The organism is Rhodococcus sp. T2V, from assembly GCF_029269925.1.
Taxonomy (GTDB): domain Bacteria; phylum Actinomycetota; class Actinomycetes; order Mycobacteriales; family Mycobacteriaceae; genus Rhodococcus_F; species Rhodococcus_F koreensis.
In genome coordinates, this window is record NZ_JARJBD010000026.1 from 32599 (window position 1) to 47272 (window position 14674).

12 protein-coding genes and 1 tRNA gene are annotated in these 14674 nt (G+C 67.9%); 2 read left to right on the forward strand and 11 right to left on the reverse strand.

Features of this window, described 5'->3' with window-relative positions:
- Positions 1–21 precede the first annotated feature (21 nt).
- The 7 genes from P3H15_RS22110 to P3H15_RS22140 all read right to left on the reverse strand — a co-directional run bounded on the left by P3H15_RS22110 (position 22) and on the right by P3H15_RS22140 (position 11000).
- Positions 22–708 carry a hypothetical protein gene (locus P3H15_RS22110; RefSeq protein WP_276139212.1) on the reverse strand — a complete coding sequence of 229 codons (687 nt, stop codon included), beginning with the start codon at positions 706–708 and terminating at the stop codon, positions 22–24.
- Positions 701–1126 (reverse strand): thioesterase family protein, encoded by a 426-nt coding sequence (locus tag P3H15_RS22115; protein WP_012688334.1) that lies wholly within the window; start codon positions 1124–1126, stop codon positions 701–703. Before P3H15_RS22115 ends, P3H15_RS22110 begins: the two co-directional genes overlap by 8 nt.
- Positions 1123–6024: an NAD-glutamate dehydrogenase gene (locus P3H15_RS22120; RefSeq protein ID WP_276139213.1), complete on the reverse strand. Its 4902-nt coding sequence runs from the start codon at positions 6022–6024 to the stop codon at positions 1123–1125. The genes P3H15_RS22115 and P3H15_RS22120 overlap by 4 nt, the downstream gene beginning before the upstream one ends.
- Before the next feature lie 109 nt (positions 6025–6133).
- Entirely contained in the window at positions 6134–6556 is a 423-nt protein-coding gene (locus tag P3H15_RS22125) for a thioesterase family protein (RefSeq protein ID WP_072947066.1), read from the reverse strand.
- 4 nt (positions 6557–6560) lie between these two features.
- Entirely contained in the window at positions 6561–8240 is a 1680-nt protein-coding gene (gene ettA, locus P3H15_RS22130) for an energy-dependent translational throttle protein EttA (RefSeq protein ID WP_072947065.1), read from the reverse strand.
- Positions 8241–8372: 132 nt separating this feature from the next.
- On the reverse strand, positions 8373–8801 hold the full coding sequence (locus P3H15_RS22135; protein WP_276139214.1) for a single-stranded DNA-binding protein: 429 nt from the start codon (positions 8799–8801) through the stop codon (positions 8373–8375).
- A 168-nt stretch (positions 8802–8969) separates the two neighbouring features.
- Positions 8970–11000: a cytochrome c oxidase assembly protein gene (locus tag P3H15_RS22140; RefSeq protein ID WP_276139215.1), complete on the reverse strand. Its 2031-nt coding sequence runs from the start codon at positions 10998–11000 to the stop codon at positions 8970–8972.
- A 103-nt stretch (positions 11001–11103) separates the two neighbouring features.
- Between P3H15_RS22140 and P3H15_RS22145 the strand changes: the two genes are divergently transcribed.
- On the forward strand, positions 11104–11481 hold the full coding sequence (locus P3H15_RS22145; protein WP_276139216.1) for a DUF4345 family protein: 378 nt from the start codon (positions 11104–11106) through the stop codon (positions 11479–11481).
- A gap of 57 nt (positions 11482–11538) precedes the next feature.
- Positions 11539–11611, forward strand: a tRNA-Arg gene (locus P3H15_RS22150).
- A gap of 87 nt (positions 11612–11698) precedes the next feature.
- Here P3H15_RS22150 and P3H15_RS22155 read toward each other — a convergent pair.
- The 4 genes from P3H15_RS22155 to P3H15_RS22170 all read right to left on the reverse strand — a co-directional run bounded on the left by P3H15_RS22155 (position 11699) and on the right by P3H15_RS22170 (position 14640).
- Positions 11699–12286: a hypothetical protein gene (locus P3H15_RS22155; RefSeq protein ID WP_276139217.1), complete on the reverse strand. Its 588-nt coding sequence runs from the start codon at positions 12284–12286 to the stop codon at positions 11699–11701.
- A 19-nt stretch (positions 12287–12305) separates the two neighbouring features.
- Complete coding sequence (locus P3H15_RS22160; RefSeq protein ID WP_276139218.1) at positions 12306–13130, reverse strand: alpha/beta fold hydrolase; 825 nt, start codon at positions 13128–13130, stop codon at positions 12306–12308.
- 230 nt (positions 13131–13360) lie between these two features.
- On the reverse strand, positions 13361–13924 hold the full coding sequence (locus tag P3H15_RS22165) for a PaaI family thioesterase (RefSeq protein WP_276139219.1): 564 nt from the start codon (positions 13922–13924) through the stop codon (positions 13361–13363).
- Complete coding sequence (locus P3H15_RS22170) at positions 13924–14640, reverse strand: SDR family oxidoreductase (protein ID WP_276139220.1); 717 nt, start codon at positions 14638–14640, stop codon at positions 13924–13926. Before P3H15_RS22170 ends, P3H15_RS22165 begins: the two co-directional genes overlap by 1 nt.
- Positions 14641–14674: the final 34 nt, after the last annotated feature.

Below are 14674 nucleotides of genomic sequence, written 5' to 3' on the forward strand. Positions count from 1 at the left end.
CAGCTGCGGTGTGCGCCCGGCCTACCGGGCCACCGACAGCGGAATCCCCCCACCGCGGTGCCGGTAGATCGACCCGAACCGGGCGTCCACCCGCAGCCACGAGGCGGTGGCCCGCACCCGGACCAGTTCCGAGGCGTCGATGCGGTCGAGGTCGATGTCGGCGGTCAACCGATCCGAGCCGGCGTGCGGGACGAATCCCATCGCGGTGAGCGCGAACACCACCCGCATCGGGATGCCGACCGTCTGCCCCGCGCCCTCCACCCGCAGGACCTCCTGGTCGAGCAGTGACGCGGGCGGGCCGTGGCTGCTGCCGTGCTCCTGCGCCAGCGCCGCACCGCGCTGCGCGAGGTCGACCAGGACGCGCGCCGGAACGTCGTCGACGTGGACGAAACCCTCCGTCGGAGGCAGGGCGCCCCGCCACGCCGAATCCATCGAGAACCCCGGATCGATGTCGGCTGCGGTCGCCGCTTCGAGCGCGGCGAGCAGTTGGTCACCGGCAGCCGACGTGTCGTCCGGGGTGATCCTCCCCGCGATCGTGCGCACCGCCAGCGCGTCGAAACCGGTTGCCGCCCAGGCCGTCAGACGGCCGGGCCCGCGTTGGCGGAGACGCACCACCGTCGCCTCGTCCAACCGGACCACCCGGGTGAGGAAGGTGGCGAGATCGCCGCGCTCCGTCGCGTCCGGGATCGACAGGACGCGCTCATGCACGCTGCCAGCTCTCCAGGTAACCGCGCTCGACGTCCGTGATCCTGCGGAGCCGCTGAGTGTCGATGTCGAACGCCGCGATCTGCGTCGACGCGATGATGGACGGCGCGACCGAGACGTCGACGCCCTTCGGCCGGACCTCGTAGTTGATCGTGAAATCGACGGCGCGAACCTTCTCGACCCACATCAGCACGTCCAACGGTGAATCGCTGTGCCGAAGCTGTCCGCGGTAACGCACGTGCAGGTCGGCGATGACCGCGCCGTCACGCAACGTGACCGTGGGCCGGTCGTCCTCGAACAGCCAGGGAATCCGCGCCTCCTCCAGCAGCGTCACCATCCGAGCGTGGTTGATGTGCTGGAAGACGTCCATGTCCGACCATCGAACTTCGACCTCCGCGTGAAAGCCCTCGCTCAACGTCATACCTCCGATCGGGTGCCCATACCGCGCACCATGCTGCGTACCTGACGCGCCGCCACCGAGAGCGTCGCGAGGTCAAGGGTCCCAGACTCGAAAATCTCGGTGAGAGCGGACCTCGCCCTGGCCAGCCGGGACGCGTTCGTCGACTCCCAGTCGTCGATCTTCTCCTGCGGGGTCTCGTGAGGTTCGCCACCGAGGAGCACTTCCATCGTGAGCTGGCGCAGCGAACTGTAGAGATCGTCGCGCAACGCGAGGCGGGCCAGCGAATGCCAGCGATCGCCGCGCGCGAGGGTGGACACCGCGCTGAGCAGCCAGTCGACGCCGAGGTGCGCGTCGAGTTCGTAGTACAGCTCGGCAACCTCGTCGATATCGCGCTCGGCGATGTCGGCGATGTCGATGATGTCGAGCAGACAGAACTTGTCCAGAAGCCGGAACACCTCGAACGCCAGATCTTCGGGCGCTCCGCGGACGACCAGCGGCCGCGCCCGCAGCTCCACGTCGGTGAGCTGATGCCCCCGCACGAGCTGCGGGACCTTCGGCGAGAGGGCCCGGAAGTCGGCCGAGTAGCGGGCGATCTCGGCGCCCACCGCGAGAGGCTGAGGCCGATTGGTCAGTAACCAGCGCGACGCCCGGTCGAGAACCCGGCCCGATTCGAGGATCAGGTCGTCCTCGATGTCCGCGGCGATGTTCGCCGACCGGATCCGCGACCACAGGTCGGGCAGTGCAAAGATCTCGGTGACCGCCGCATACGCGCGGATGGCGTCGGTGCTGCTCGCGCCCGCCTCGTCCGCCAGTCGGTACGCGAAGGTGATCCCGCCGTTGTCGATGGTCTCGTTCGCGAGCATCGTCGCCACGATTTGCCTGCGCAGGGGATGCGCCTTGATCGCCGTCCGGAACCGCTTGCGCAGCACCGTCGGGAAGTACCGCGGCAGGCGCGGCGCAAACGTCTCGCTGTCGGGCAGGTCCGTCGCGAGGAGATCGTCCTTGAGCGCCAGCTTCACGTGCGCGGTGAGGGTCGCGAGTTCCGGGGACGTCAGCCCCTGCCCGGCCTGCCTGCGACGGGCGATCTCCTCCTCGGTGGGCAGGGCCTCGAGTTTCCGGTCGAGGCCGCGGCGGGACGCAAGGTGCTCGATCTGGCGGCGGTGCACGCTCAGCATCGGGACCGCGCTCGTCCGGGAGACACCGAGGAGGTTGTTCTGGGCGATGTTGTTCGCGAGAACGAGGTGGGCCACCTCGTCGGTCATCGACGCCAGCAGCGGGTTGCGGTCCTCCCGCGGCAGACCGCCGCTGCTCACCAGCGAGTCCAGCAGGATCTTGATGTTCACCTCGTGATCGGAACAGTCGACGCCCGCGGAGTTGTCGATCGCGTCGGTGTTGATCCGGCCGCCGTTCTGGCTGTACTCGATACGGCCGAGCGCCGTCACCCCCAGGTTGCCGCCCTCACCGACCACCCTGGCCCGCACCTCGTTGCCGTCGACGCGCACGGAGTCGTTGCTCTTGTCGCCCACCATCGCGTTGGTCTCGGTGGACGCCTTGACGTACGTGCCGATGCCGCCGTTCCACAGCAGATCCACCGGGGCACACAGGATCGCCCGGACCAGTTCCGGTGGGGAGAGCTCGGTGACGGTGTCGTCGAGTCCGAGGGCGGCGCGCGCGGCCGCACTGATCGGGACCGATTTGCGGGTCCGGTCCCACACTCCGCCGCCCTCGCTGATGAGGCTGGTGTCGTAGTCGGCCCACGACGACCGGGGCAGCGCGAACATCCGGGACCGCTCATCGAACGACGTCGCGGCGTCGGGATCGGGGTCGAGGAAGACGTGCCGGTGGTCGAACGCCGCCACCAGCCGGATGTGCCTGCTCAGGAGCATGCCGTTCCCGAACACGTCGCCGCTCATGTCGCCGACACCGACCGTCGTGAAGTCCTCCGTCTGGGTGTTTATCCCCATCTCCCGGAAGTGCCGTTTCACGCTCTCCCAGGCGCCGCGGGCGGTGATGCCCATCCCCTTGTGGTCGTAGCCGGCCGACCCACCGGACGCGAACGCGTCGCCGAGCCAGAAGTTGTACTGCTCGGCAACCGAATTGGCGAGGTCGGAGAATTTCGCGGTGCCCTTGTCCGCGGCCACGACGAGGTACCGGTCGTCGCCGTCCCGCCGCACCACCCGGGTGGGAGGCACGATCTCGCCCGACACCTGATCGACGTTGTCGGTGAGATCCAGGAGTCCGGAGATGAACGTGCGGTAGCAGTCCTGGCCCGCCTCGAGCGCGGCGGCACGGTCGGCCGCCGCGTCCCCCGACGGCGTGGGCGGATTCTTGACGACGAAACCGCCCTTCGCCCCGACCGGGACGATCACCGCGTTCTTCACGGCCTGCGCCTTCGCCAATCCCAGGATCTCGGTGCGGAAGTCCTCACGCCGGTCGGACCAGCGCAATCCGCCACGGGCGACGGACCCGAACCGCAGGTGCACACCCTCGACGTCGGGTGAGTACACGAAGATCTCGTACTTCGGCCGGGGCTTCGGCAGTTCCTGGATCGAGGTCGGATCGAGCTTGATCGACAGATGAGCCGGCGGCTCCCCTGTCTCGCCGCTGACGAAGTAGTTGGTGCGCAGCGTCGACTTGATCAGCCCGAACAGACCGCGCAGGATGCGGTCCGCGTCGAGGCTGACCACGGAGTCGATGTACTCCCGCAGACGGGTGTCGAGTTCGGCCACCAGGTCGGGTGAGGGCGTTTCCGGGTCGAACATCGCCTCGAACAATTCGACGAGCGTGTACGCCGACCGGGGATTGGCCAGCGCAACCCCCTCGATGTGGAACTGGCTGTAGGGAAAACCCGCCTGGCGCAGATACTTTGCGTACGCACGCAGGATCACGGCCTGCCGCCACGACACTCCCGCGCGCAGGATCAGTTCGTTGAAGCGGTCGGCCTCCGCCCGCCCGAACCAGACCGCGGTGAACGCGTCCGTGAACCGTTCCTGAAGCTTCGGTTCGGCCGCGGATGCCTCCTCGGCGGCGAGTTCGGCATCGAGGTCGTCCTCCACCGAGGAGCGCAGCAACTCCGCGGGCACCGACAGCCCGAAATCGTAGATCCAGCACGTCAACCCGTCGGGCCGCGGAATCTGGTAGGGCCGTTCGTCGAGCACCTCCACACCCAGGCTCTGCAGCACCGGGAGCACCTGGCTCAGCGAAATACCGTCGCCGCCCACGTAGAGGGTGAACCGCCAGTGCCCGACCTCCGCCCCGCGGTCGCGGTACAGCAGCAGGTCGATGGAGCCGCCTTCGAGCGCCTCGAGCCTCGCGAGGTCCGACAACGCGCGGGTGGCGTCGAAATCCTCCTTGTATCCCTCGGGCAGCACGTCCGCATACCGCTGCGCCAGAATGGGATCCACACCGGCGGTGACCGGCAGGAGGTCCCCGAGGTGGTCGTCCCAGCTGCGGCTCGCCTCGGCCAGCATCGCCTGGACCCGTTCACGGTCGGCGTCCGACAGGTCGAGCCGCGACCCCATCTGTTCGGTGTTCTTGCGAATCGTCACGTGCAGCAACGCCAGATCGGACTCCGTGACACGTGCGGTGTATTCCAAAGTGCCGCCGCCGAATTCCCGCAACAGGATGTCCTGCATGGCGAGCCGGACCCGGGTGGTGTACCGATCCCGGGGCAGGTAGATCAGGCAGGAAACGAACCGTCCGAGAAAGTCCTCACGCACGAACAGGCGCACCTGGCGCCTGAGCCCGATGCTGTGCACGGCGGTCACCGTGTCGAACAGGGTGTCCGCGTCGCTGGAGAACAGTTCGGTGCGCGGGAACGACTGGATGACCTCCAGCATCGCCTGCCCCGAATACGAGTTCAACTGGAACCCGGCCCGGTCGATCACCTTGCGCACCCGGCGGGCGATCACGGGAATGTCGAGGACGTTCTCGTGCAGGGCCGTGACGGTGAAGACGCCGAGGAAGCGGTGCTCACCGGTGATGTTGCCGTTCGCGTCGAGGATGCTCACACCGACGAAGAACGGGTAGACCGAGCGGTGCACGGTCGCGGGGAACGAGCCCTGCGTGAGCACGAGCAGGGGGCGGTCGGGGATCTCGGCGGCAGGCGGCAGACTCAGCGGGCCCTCGGTGACCGTGTCGGAGCGCAGCAGCCCGAGACCGCTGCCCGGCACCACCTGCAGGCTCCGGGTGCCGGAAGCGTCCGGCTCCCCCAGTTCGAATCGCCGGTACCCGAGCGCCGCGTAATTGCCCTGCGACATCCACCGCAGCAGATCGGCGCAGTCCTCCAGGTCGTTCTTCGACACACCTGGACAGGTCGCGGAGGCCTCCAGTTCGTCGGCCAGCGTCCGCTCGAGCTTGCGCATGATGTCGGTGTCCCGGACCACCTGGCGCACGTCGGCGAGGACGGTGCCGACCTCCTTCTCGAGCGTGTCGAGAACCGCGGAGTCGGCACGCGGATCGAGTTGGACGTGGATCCACGACTCGGACACACCGTCCTCGCCGGCATCCTTGGCCTTGTCGCCCACGAGGATTCCGCGCAGTGCGCCGATCGGATCACGCCGCACCGAGACGATCGGGTGCACGAATTCGCTGATCCCGATGCCGAGACGGTTCAGCAGCGCGGTGATCGATTCGACGAGCAGCGGCATGTCGTCCGTGACGATCTGCAGCGACGCACCGAGTTCGCGCCCGTCGCCCGGCCGGTAGACCCGGGTGATCGCGCGCTCCGGAGGCCGATGCAGGGCCAGTGTCAGGTGCGCGCCGAGCACGGCGTCGGAGGCGCCGTTGACGGCGCTCTCGCTGTCACCGCGATCGACGTGCCGGAAGTACACGGCTGCGAGAGTCGGCACCTGAGACCGGAGACCTTCGGGCAGATTCCGCGCCCACTCCGCATCTTTCAGTGCTGCCGATTCCGTCATCGGGGCTCACTTCCTCTTCGTTCCGATCGCCGCGGGCAACTCTCTCGAGACTAGCCCGCGGCGATGGGAACAGAGGGTGAACTTCGGGCACCCCGCCGTGCCGGATCCGTCAGCCGGTGGTCACCGGCGCGAGGTACTTCTCGAGCCCGTCGCGTTCCGCCTCGGACAGCGGACGCGACCGTTCGGTCTTCACGTCGAACGCCACCAGCAGGGCGTCGCCCGTCGCACAGTGGACGCCGTCGCGGCTCGTGACGACGTGCCGGATCGTGTACGACGAATTGCCGACATGGAGCACCGACACGTCGATCGTCAGCGGACCGGAGGCGTCGGTGACGGGACGCAGGAATTCCACGTCCATCTTGCGCACCACCATCGCACCGGGCTGCGCGCCGGCGGCGCGCAACTCGGTGGTCAGGAACGCGATCCGCGCTTCCTGCATGTACTCCATGAAGCGGGTGTTGTTGACGTGACCCAGGCGGTCGGAGTCACCCCACCGGACCTGGATCTCGTACGTGAAGGCCTGCTGCCCCACCAGGTCAGTCCCTCGTCAGCTTGCGGTGCGTCACGCGGTGCGGACGGGCAGCATCCGGTCCGAGCCGCTCGACCTTGTTGGCCTCGTAGCCCTCGAAGTTGCCCTCGTACCAGTACCAGGCCGCCTCGTTGTCGCCGAAGCCGCCCTCCCACGCGAGGATGTGCGTGCAGGTGCGGTCGAGGAACCAGCGGTCGTGGGAGATCACGACGGCGCAGCCGGGGAACTGTTCGAGCGCGTTCTCCAGCGAACCGAGGGTTTCGACGTCGAGGTCGTTGGTCGGTTCGTCGAGCAGGATCAGGTTTCCGCCCTGCTTGAGCGTCATCGCGAGGTTCAGGCGGTTGCGCTCACCACCGGACAGGACGCCCGCCGGCTTCTGCTGATCGTGGCCCTTGAACCCGAACGAGCTGATGTAGGCGCGCGAGGGCATCTCCGTCTGGCCGACCACGATGTGATCGAGACCGTCGGAGACGACCTCCCACACCGTCTTGTCGGGATCGATGCCCGTGCGGTTCTGGTCGACGTAGCTGAGCTTGACGGTCTGACCGATCTTCACCTCGCCCGCGTCCGGCTCCTCGAGCCCGACGACGGTCTTGAACAGCGTCGTCTTACCGACACCGTTGGGTCCGATCACGCCGACGATGCCGTTCCGCGGCAGGGTGAACGACAGGTCCTTGATCAGGACCCGGCCGTCGAAGCCCTTGTCGAGGTTCGACACCTCCACCACGACGTCACCGAGGCGCGGCGGCGCGGGGATCTGGATCTCGTCGAAGTCGAGCTTGCGGGTCTTCTCGGCCTCGTTGGCCATTTCCTCGTAGCGGTCGAGGCGGGCCTTGTTCTTCGCCTGTCGGGCCTTCGCGCCCGACCGGACCCAGGCCAGCTCCTCCTTGAGACGCTTCTGCAGCTTCTGGTCCTTCTTGCCCTGGACCTCGAGCCGGGCGGCCTTCTGCTCCAGGTAGGTGGAGTAGTTGCCTTCGTACGGGTACAGGCGGCCGCGGTCGACCTCACAGATCCACTGGGCGACGTGGTCGAGGAAGTACCGGTCGTGGGTGACGGCCAGGATCGCACCCGGGTAGGCGGCGAGGTGCTGCTCCAGCCATAGGACGCTCTCCGCGTCGAGGTGGTTGGTCGGCTCGTCGAGCAGCAGCAGGTCGGGCTTGCTGAGCAGCAGCTTGCAGAGGGCGACGCGGCGCTTCTCACCACCGGAGAGGTGCGTGACCATGTCCTCCGGCGGCGGACAGCGCAGAGCGTCCATCGCCTGCTCGAGCTGGGAATCGATCTCCCACGCGTCGGCATGGTCGAGCTTCTCCTGGAGCTCGCCCATCTCCTCCATCAGCTCGTCGGAGTAGTCGGTGGCCATCAGCTCGGCGATCTCGTTGTACCGCTTGAGCTGGACCATGGTTTCACCCATGCCCTCTTCGACGTTCTCGCGAACGGTCTTCGTCTCGTCCAGGTGCGGTTCCTGCATGAGGATCCCGACGGTGGCACCCGGAGCGATGAACGCTTCACCGTTGCCCGGCTGATCCAGCCCCGCCATGATCTTGAGGATGCTGGACTTACCCGCGCCGTTCGGGCCGACCACACCGATCTTGGCGCCGGGGTAGAAGCTCATCGTGACGTCATCGAGGATGACCTTGTCACCGTGCGCCTTGCGCACCTTCTTCATCGTGTAAATGAACTCAGCCATGGGGCCAGCCTAATGGTGACGCGCGACGAACCCACATCGCGGAGGGTCGGGGACGTGATCGGGGCTTCCCGGGAAGATGCCGTGGGCACCGGCGCCGGGAACGCGAGGTCGGCGCCGATACCCGCAGGTGCGCTACGCGACGAGGGACCGGGTGGCCACCTCTTCGGTCGCCGGGTTCCCCGCACCGCCGTCGGTCGTTCTCGGCGCGCGCTCGAGCACGACCGTGCACCGGGCCAGATCCGGTCCGATCGCGGTGGCGCTCAACTCCAGGTCGGAGCGGGCGATGCCGTCCCGGGTGGTGTATTCGCTGGTGCGCAACTCGCCCGTCACGAGAACGGGATCGCCCTTCGTGATCGAGGCGACGACGCCGGCCATCAGCCGTCGCCTGCAGGTCACCGTGAGGTAGAGCGTGCTCCCGTCACGCCACTCCCCCGTCGCGTGGTCGCGGCGCCGGACCGTGCTCGCCATCCGGAAACTGAGGAACTCGTCACCGGCGGCGTTCGACCGGGTGACCGGGCTGGTGATGACCGTTCCGACGACGGTGCCGTGTGTTTCGTACATGACGTCTACCCCCTGTGAGTGCGGCAAGGTGCCTTCACTCACAGCGTGCCGTCCGGCGGCGCCGTTTTCGGCCTGCAGCGGACATCTGTGGAGTAATCGAGCGGTTGTGAATGGAACCGCGAAAACGGCCCCGGGAGCCCCGAACGTGTCGGGGCGGCGTGCTAACGGTCAGCGCCCGGCTTCGCGGTCCCGTCGCGCCAACTCCGCGAACATCGCGTTGTGCGCTGCCAGATCCGCGTCGTCGTCCCGGTCCGCGGCCCGGTCGACCCGCCGCGCCGTGCGGCCGTCGCTGCGGGACCACTGGATGAGCAGCGCCATCATCACCAGCACCAGCGGGATCTCACCGGTGGCCCAGGCGATGCTGCCGCCCAGTTGCTGGTCACCCACCAGGTCGGCGTTCCAGCCGAGTCCGAGCGATCGGTAGTACCACTCGCCCATCACGGCGCCCATGCTCATCAGCGCGACGCCGAAGAAGGCGTGGAACGGCAGGGAGCCGAACACCATCGCGAGCTTCGTCACCGGTTGCAGCTTGCGCGGCGAGGGGTCGATGCCGATCGCGACCCAGTAGAAGAGGTAGCCGCTCAGCAGGAAGTGCAGGTTCATCAGGACGTGCGCGGAGTGGGAGTCGACGGCGGCCTCGAAGATCCCGCCGAGGTACAGGGCGTAGAAACCGCCCACGAACAGCACCGCCGCGACGACGGGGTGCGTGATGAACCGGGAGAACGGGCTGTGCAGCGCGGTCAGGATCCATTCGCGCAGTCCCGGCACACCATTCTTGCCCGCGGGATCGAGGGCGCGCAGGGCGAGCGTGATCGGGGCACCGAGCACCAGGAGAACCGGCGCCAGCATGGACAGCGCCATGTGAGCGCCCATGTGCACGCTGAACACGGCCGGCGAGTAGCGACCGACACCCGACGACGTGGCGATCAGCAGCACCACGCACCCGCACATCCAGGCGACGGTCCGGCCGACGGGCCAGCTGTCGCCGCGCCGCCGAAGTTTGCGCAGCCCGAGCGCGTACACGACGGCCAGCACGATCGCGGCGGTGCCGTAGAGGAGGTCGAATCGCCAGTCCAGCATCAGGCGGGCGAACGTGGGCGGCCCCGCCAGGTTGTAGCCGAGTTCCACCTCCGTGAGGGTGGGCGCCGCGGTCGGGGGCGGCGGGGGCGTGCGGCCGAGTCCGACGGCGAGACCGATCGTCGCGGCGAAGACCATGACCTCCGCACCGGCGAAGCGGATCAGGTTGCCGCGTTTCGTCGGATCCTTCTGCAGTGCGGGCAGCGCCCGGCGACGCTGCGCCCACCCGAACACACCGAGGACGACGAGGGCCACGATCTTCGCGACCACCAGGCGCCCGTACGTGGTGTCGATCAGGTCGCCGATCTGGACGCGGACGAGCGCGTTCACCACACCGCTGACCGCCATGACGACGAAGCAGACGGTCGCGACCGCGGACAACCTGCGCGCGGCGACGTCGGTGTAGGCGCCGCGCCGACGCGCGTGGGCGAGGAGAGCGAACAGGCCGCCCGCCCACAGCGAGGCCGCCACGAGGTGCAGGATCAGGCTGTTCGTCGCCATGTCGTGCGAACCACCCGAGGACGAGTGCCCGGTCAACGCGAGCGGCATCAGTCCGAGGATGCCGACGACCAGCAGGATCGGCGTCCACCACCAGCGCAGCACGAGCCGGGAGGCGATCGCGAGGACGATGGCGATGATCGCGGTCCAGCGCCAGGCGCCGGCGAGTTCGACCTGATCGATCGAATTGACGATGTTGGCCGGCTTGACCGCTTCTGCGAAGGGTTGCCCGGACGTGTCGGACAGCGTCAACGGGACGAGGACGAGGGCGGTCGCCGCCCACACGATCGCGGCGTACGACGCGGTGCGGACGGCGCGGTAGCCGTCCACGTCGAGGACTCCGGATTTCTGCGGTGGCACGAAGAACGCGGCGAGCAGCAACGAGCCGATGGTGATGACGGCAGCGATCTCCGACACGGCCCGCATGGCGGGCAATCCGTAGGTGGTGATCGGTCCGGGGTCCGGAATTCCCAGCAGCACGAGCGCCTGAGCAGCGGAGAGTCCGACGACGATTGCCGCTACCAGGCCGGCGATGAGACCGCCGACGACGAACAGGGCGGTCGAATCGGCACGATTCGGGGGTTTCGAATCCGGGTCGGACGCCGCGAGCTGGGGTGTAGCCATACATCAAGGGTAGGACCTACGACAGGCCGTCGGAGACGCGAGGGTCCGTCTCGGTTCCGGCTACCGTCGACAGGGACGTGTCCCGGGGAAACGAGAGGCTGAGATGGCGGAGTTTCTGATCATCGTGGTGGCGCTGTTCTTCGCGGGCATGGGCGTCTACGGGCTCGCCCTGCCCGCCCGACTGATCGCACCGTTCGGTCTGACCGCAGATTCGGCGTCGGCCCGCGCCGAGGTGCGCGCGGTCTACGGCGGCTTCGGTGTCGCGGTGGCGGGCCTGCTCGTCTTCGCGGCCTTCGACTCCTACGGCATCCGATCCGTCGCCGCGGTGACGGTGGCCGTCGCTCTGCTGGGGATGGCGTTCGGCCGGATCGTGGCCGCTTTCACCGACCGGCCGACCCGCTTCTACCCCGTGTGGTTCTATTTCGTCGTCGAGATCGTTCTGGCGGGACTCCTGCTCTGCGCGGCGGTCCTGGGCTCGTGACGCACACACCCCAGCCCCGGTCGGAGCACTCGGGGCGGCAGGTAATATTTGCTGCGCGCCTCCGTAGCTCAGGGGATAGAGCAAGAGCCTTCTAATCTCTTGGTCGCAGGTTCGAATCCTGCCGGGGGCACTCGTTCAACGGAGCCTCAGACGGCGAAAACCCCCGATCACCTGCACAGTCAGGGATCGGGGCTGCCCGTCCGCCCGAGCCCGGCCCTCACGAACCGGGGCAACTCGTTGCCGGGGCGATCACGGAGCAGATCTGCTCGACCACGAGGGCGGGATTCTCGTTCTCGATGAAGTGACCGCTACCGGTCTGCGTGATGTGGGTGGCATCGAGGGCGGTCGAGAGGAGCGCGGCGGCGTCGAGCCACTGCGGCCAGTACGTGTCGGCGTCGCCGATCCCGAGATAGTCGAACGGCTCGTCCGAAGTCAGGACGGCGGCGGGCATCGCAGGCAGCGGGGGCATCGTCTCGAGCGCAGCGAGCGTGGCGGGATAGTCGGGTGTCTCCGCACCGGGATGGTTCCGGCCGTTCGTCTCGATGTCCCGCGCGACCCCGGCCCCGGCGACGAGCACGACCGTGGGCGAACCGGAACCGCGGCACTCGAGGTAGATGTGGCGGCCCCCACCGATATCGACCAACCCGGAACGGTCACCGGCACCGGGAACGAATCTGCCCGCAGTCGCCGTCGGAGTTGTCGTGGGCGCGGGGTCGTCCGCCGCGGTGCCACAACCGGACACCACGACGCACCCGAGCGCCGCGACGCATCCGGTACGGCGAGCGAGGCGGGACGCGCGTCTCACGACGATCGGAACACCGGCGTCAGCCCTTCAGGAAGGCCAGCAGATCGGCGTTGATCGTCTCCGCCTGCGTGGTGGGCATGCCGTGGGGGAAGTCCTTATACGTCTTCAACGTCCCGTTGACGAGAAGTTTCGCGGACAGGGGTCCGGCGTCGGCGTAGGGAACGATCTGGTCGTCCTCGCTGTGCATCACGAGCACCGGTACCGTGATCTTCTTCAGGTCTTCGGTGAAATCGGTCTGCGAGAAGGCGACGATGCCGTCGTAGTGGGCCTTGGCCCCGCCCATCATCCCTTGCCGCCACCAGTTCTCGATGATCGCCTCCGAGGACTCCACGCCCGGCCGGTTGAATCCGTAGAACGGCCCCGACGGCAGGTCGCGGTAGAAGACGGAACGGTTGGCCGCGAGTTGCGCCTGCAGATCGTCGAACACGGCCTTGGGCAGGCCGCCCGGGTTCGCCTCCGTCTTCACCATCAGCGGCGGCACCGCGCTGATCAGTGCGGCCTTCGACACTCGGCTCTCGCCGTGTCGCGCGAGGTAGTGCGCGACCTCGCCGCCGCCGGTCGAGTGGCCGACGTGGATGGCGTCGTGGAGGTCGAGGTGTGCGGTCAACTCCGCGAGGTCGTCGGCGTAGTGGTCCATGTCGTGGCCGTCGCCGGTCTGCGTGGAGCGTCCGTGCCCGCGCCGGTCGTGGGCGATGACTCGATAGCCGTGCTGGAGGAAGAACAGCATCTGGGCGTCCCAGTCGTCGGCCGACAGCGGCCAGCCGTGGCTGAACACGATGGGTTGACCGGTTCCCCAGTCCTTGTAGAAGATCTCCGTGCCGTCCTGCGTGGTGATCGTGCCCATGGGTGTGCCTTCCGTGACCGCTCCGGGAATGACGCTGATGAGGACGGAATTCAGTACATCAAACTTCGGTATGTCGTAGGGCCGCTTCGACCGGCGGCGGTGTCCCGTACTCGCGCGTAGCAAACCGACTGATTAGTCTTGTTCACGCATCGCCCCAACCCGACGGGGCAACGGTGCATCGGGACCCGCCACCCCCCTCCGCGGGTGGCGGGTTTCCCGACCGTCCTGCGTCAACCCTGTGGTGGAACCTCGAACACCAGCAGCGTGCTGGTGGCGGTGGCCACCAGGCGGCCCTGCGAGTCGGTGACCTCCCCTTCCGCGAAGGCGATGCGGCGGCCCGCCTTCTTCACGACACCAGTGGCGGTGAGCGCCCCGGAGTCGCGGGTCGCCCCGCGGATGTAGTTGACCTTGATCTCGACCGAGGTGTACCCCCACCCGGCGGGCAACGTGGTGTGCACGGCGCAGCCGGCGACCGAATCGAGCAGCGTGCACACGGCGCCGCCGTGGATGGCGCCGATCGGGTTGTACTGCGACTCGTCGGGATCGAGCGCGAAGACCACCCTCCCGGGTTCGGCGTCGAGGAACCGCAGGTTCATCAGGCTGGCGATGGGCGGCGCCGGAACGCTGCCGTCGAGGATTGCCCGCAGGTAGGTGAGGCCGTCGAGTTTCCGGGCCGTGCGCGCCGGACCCACCGGGTCGTGCCATTCGACGATCTTCGACCGGATCTCACCCCACTCACCGGCGTCCGGCAGGCTCTCGACCGTCGACACCTCACCGTTTCCGAATGCGTTCACTATGCGGCTCCCCTCTGCGCGGGCTGCGGATAGAGGACGTCGAGGTCGCCGGACAGCGCCGCCTTGACGGTGCGGGTGGTGTCGTCGGCGAGCACCTCGTGGGCGCCGGACTCGATACCGTCGAAGGCCAGTCGCGCAACCTCGGCCGCGGAGATCTTCTCCACGTCCAGACCACTGGTCATGTCGGTGTCCATGTAGCCGAGATGCAGCCCGACCACCTGAATGTTCTGCGCCGAGAGTTCGGCGCGCATGGCGTTGGTGGCACTCCACAGGGCGGCCTTCGAGACGCTGTAGGAGCCGCCGATCGCCAGCCACGACAGCACGGAATGCACGTTGAGGATCGCGCCACCGCCGTTGGCGGCGATGATCGGCGCGAGCGCGCGCGTCACGTTGAGCGGGCCGTAGAGGTTGGTTTCGAGTTCACGGCGCATCCCGTCGAGATCGCCCGTGAGCGGCGACTCGCCGACGAGGATCCCGGCGTTGTTGATCAGCACGCCGAGATCCCCTACGAGTTCCGCTGCGGCATAAACCGATTCGGGGTTCGTGACATCCAGCTGGACCGGCACGACCCGCGGATGCCCGTCGATCGTGGACGTGTCGCGCGCCGACGCGTAGACCGTGCGCGCTCCTCGTGCGAGCGCCTCGGCGACGAAGGCCCGGCCGAGCCCGCGATTGGCCCCGGTGACCAGCACCGTTCGATCGTGAATCGTGGTCATGACGACCCCTTCGAGTGAGTAAGTCTGATTTTCC

Excerpts from the sequence above, each read along its gene's own strand:
- ettA (WP_072947065.1), bottom strand. The coding sequence starts at position 8,240 with ATGGCTGAGTTCATTTACACGATGAAGAAGGTGCGCAAGGCGCACGGT.
- P3H15_RS22120 (WP_276139213.1), bottom strand. The coding sequence starts at position 6,024 with ATGACGGAATCGGCAGCACTGAAAGATGCGGAGTGGGCGCGGAATCTG.
- P3H15_RS22145 (WP_276139216.1), top strand. The coding sequence starts at position 11,104 with ATGGCGGAGTTTCTGATCATCGTGGTGGCGCTGTTCTTCGCGGGCATG.
- P3H15_RS22140 (WP_276139215.1), bottom strand. The coding sequence starts at position 11,000 with ATGGCTACACCCCAGCTCGCGGCGTCCGACCCGGATTCGAAACCCCCG.
- P3H15_RS22135 (WP_276139214.1), bottom strand. The coding sequence starts at position 8,801 with ATGTACGAAACACACGGCACCGTCGTCGGAACGGTCATCACCAGCCCG.
- P3H15_RS22115 (WP_012688334.1), bottom strand. The coding sequence starts at position 1,126 with ATGACGTTGAGCGAGGGCTTTCACGCGGAGGTCGAAGTTCGATGGTCG.
- P3H15_RS22170 (WP_276139220.1), bottom strand. The coding sequence starts at position 14,640 with ATGACCACGATTCACGATCGAACGGTGCTGGTCACCGGGGCCAATCGC.
- P3H15_RS22160 (WP_276139218.1), bottom strand. The coding sequence starts at position 13,130 with ATGGGCACGATCACCACGCAGGACGGCACGGAGATCTTCTACAAGGAC.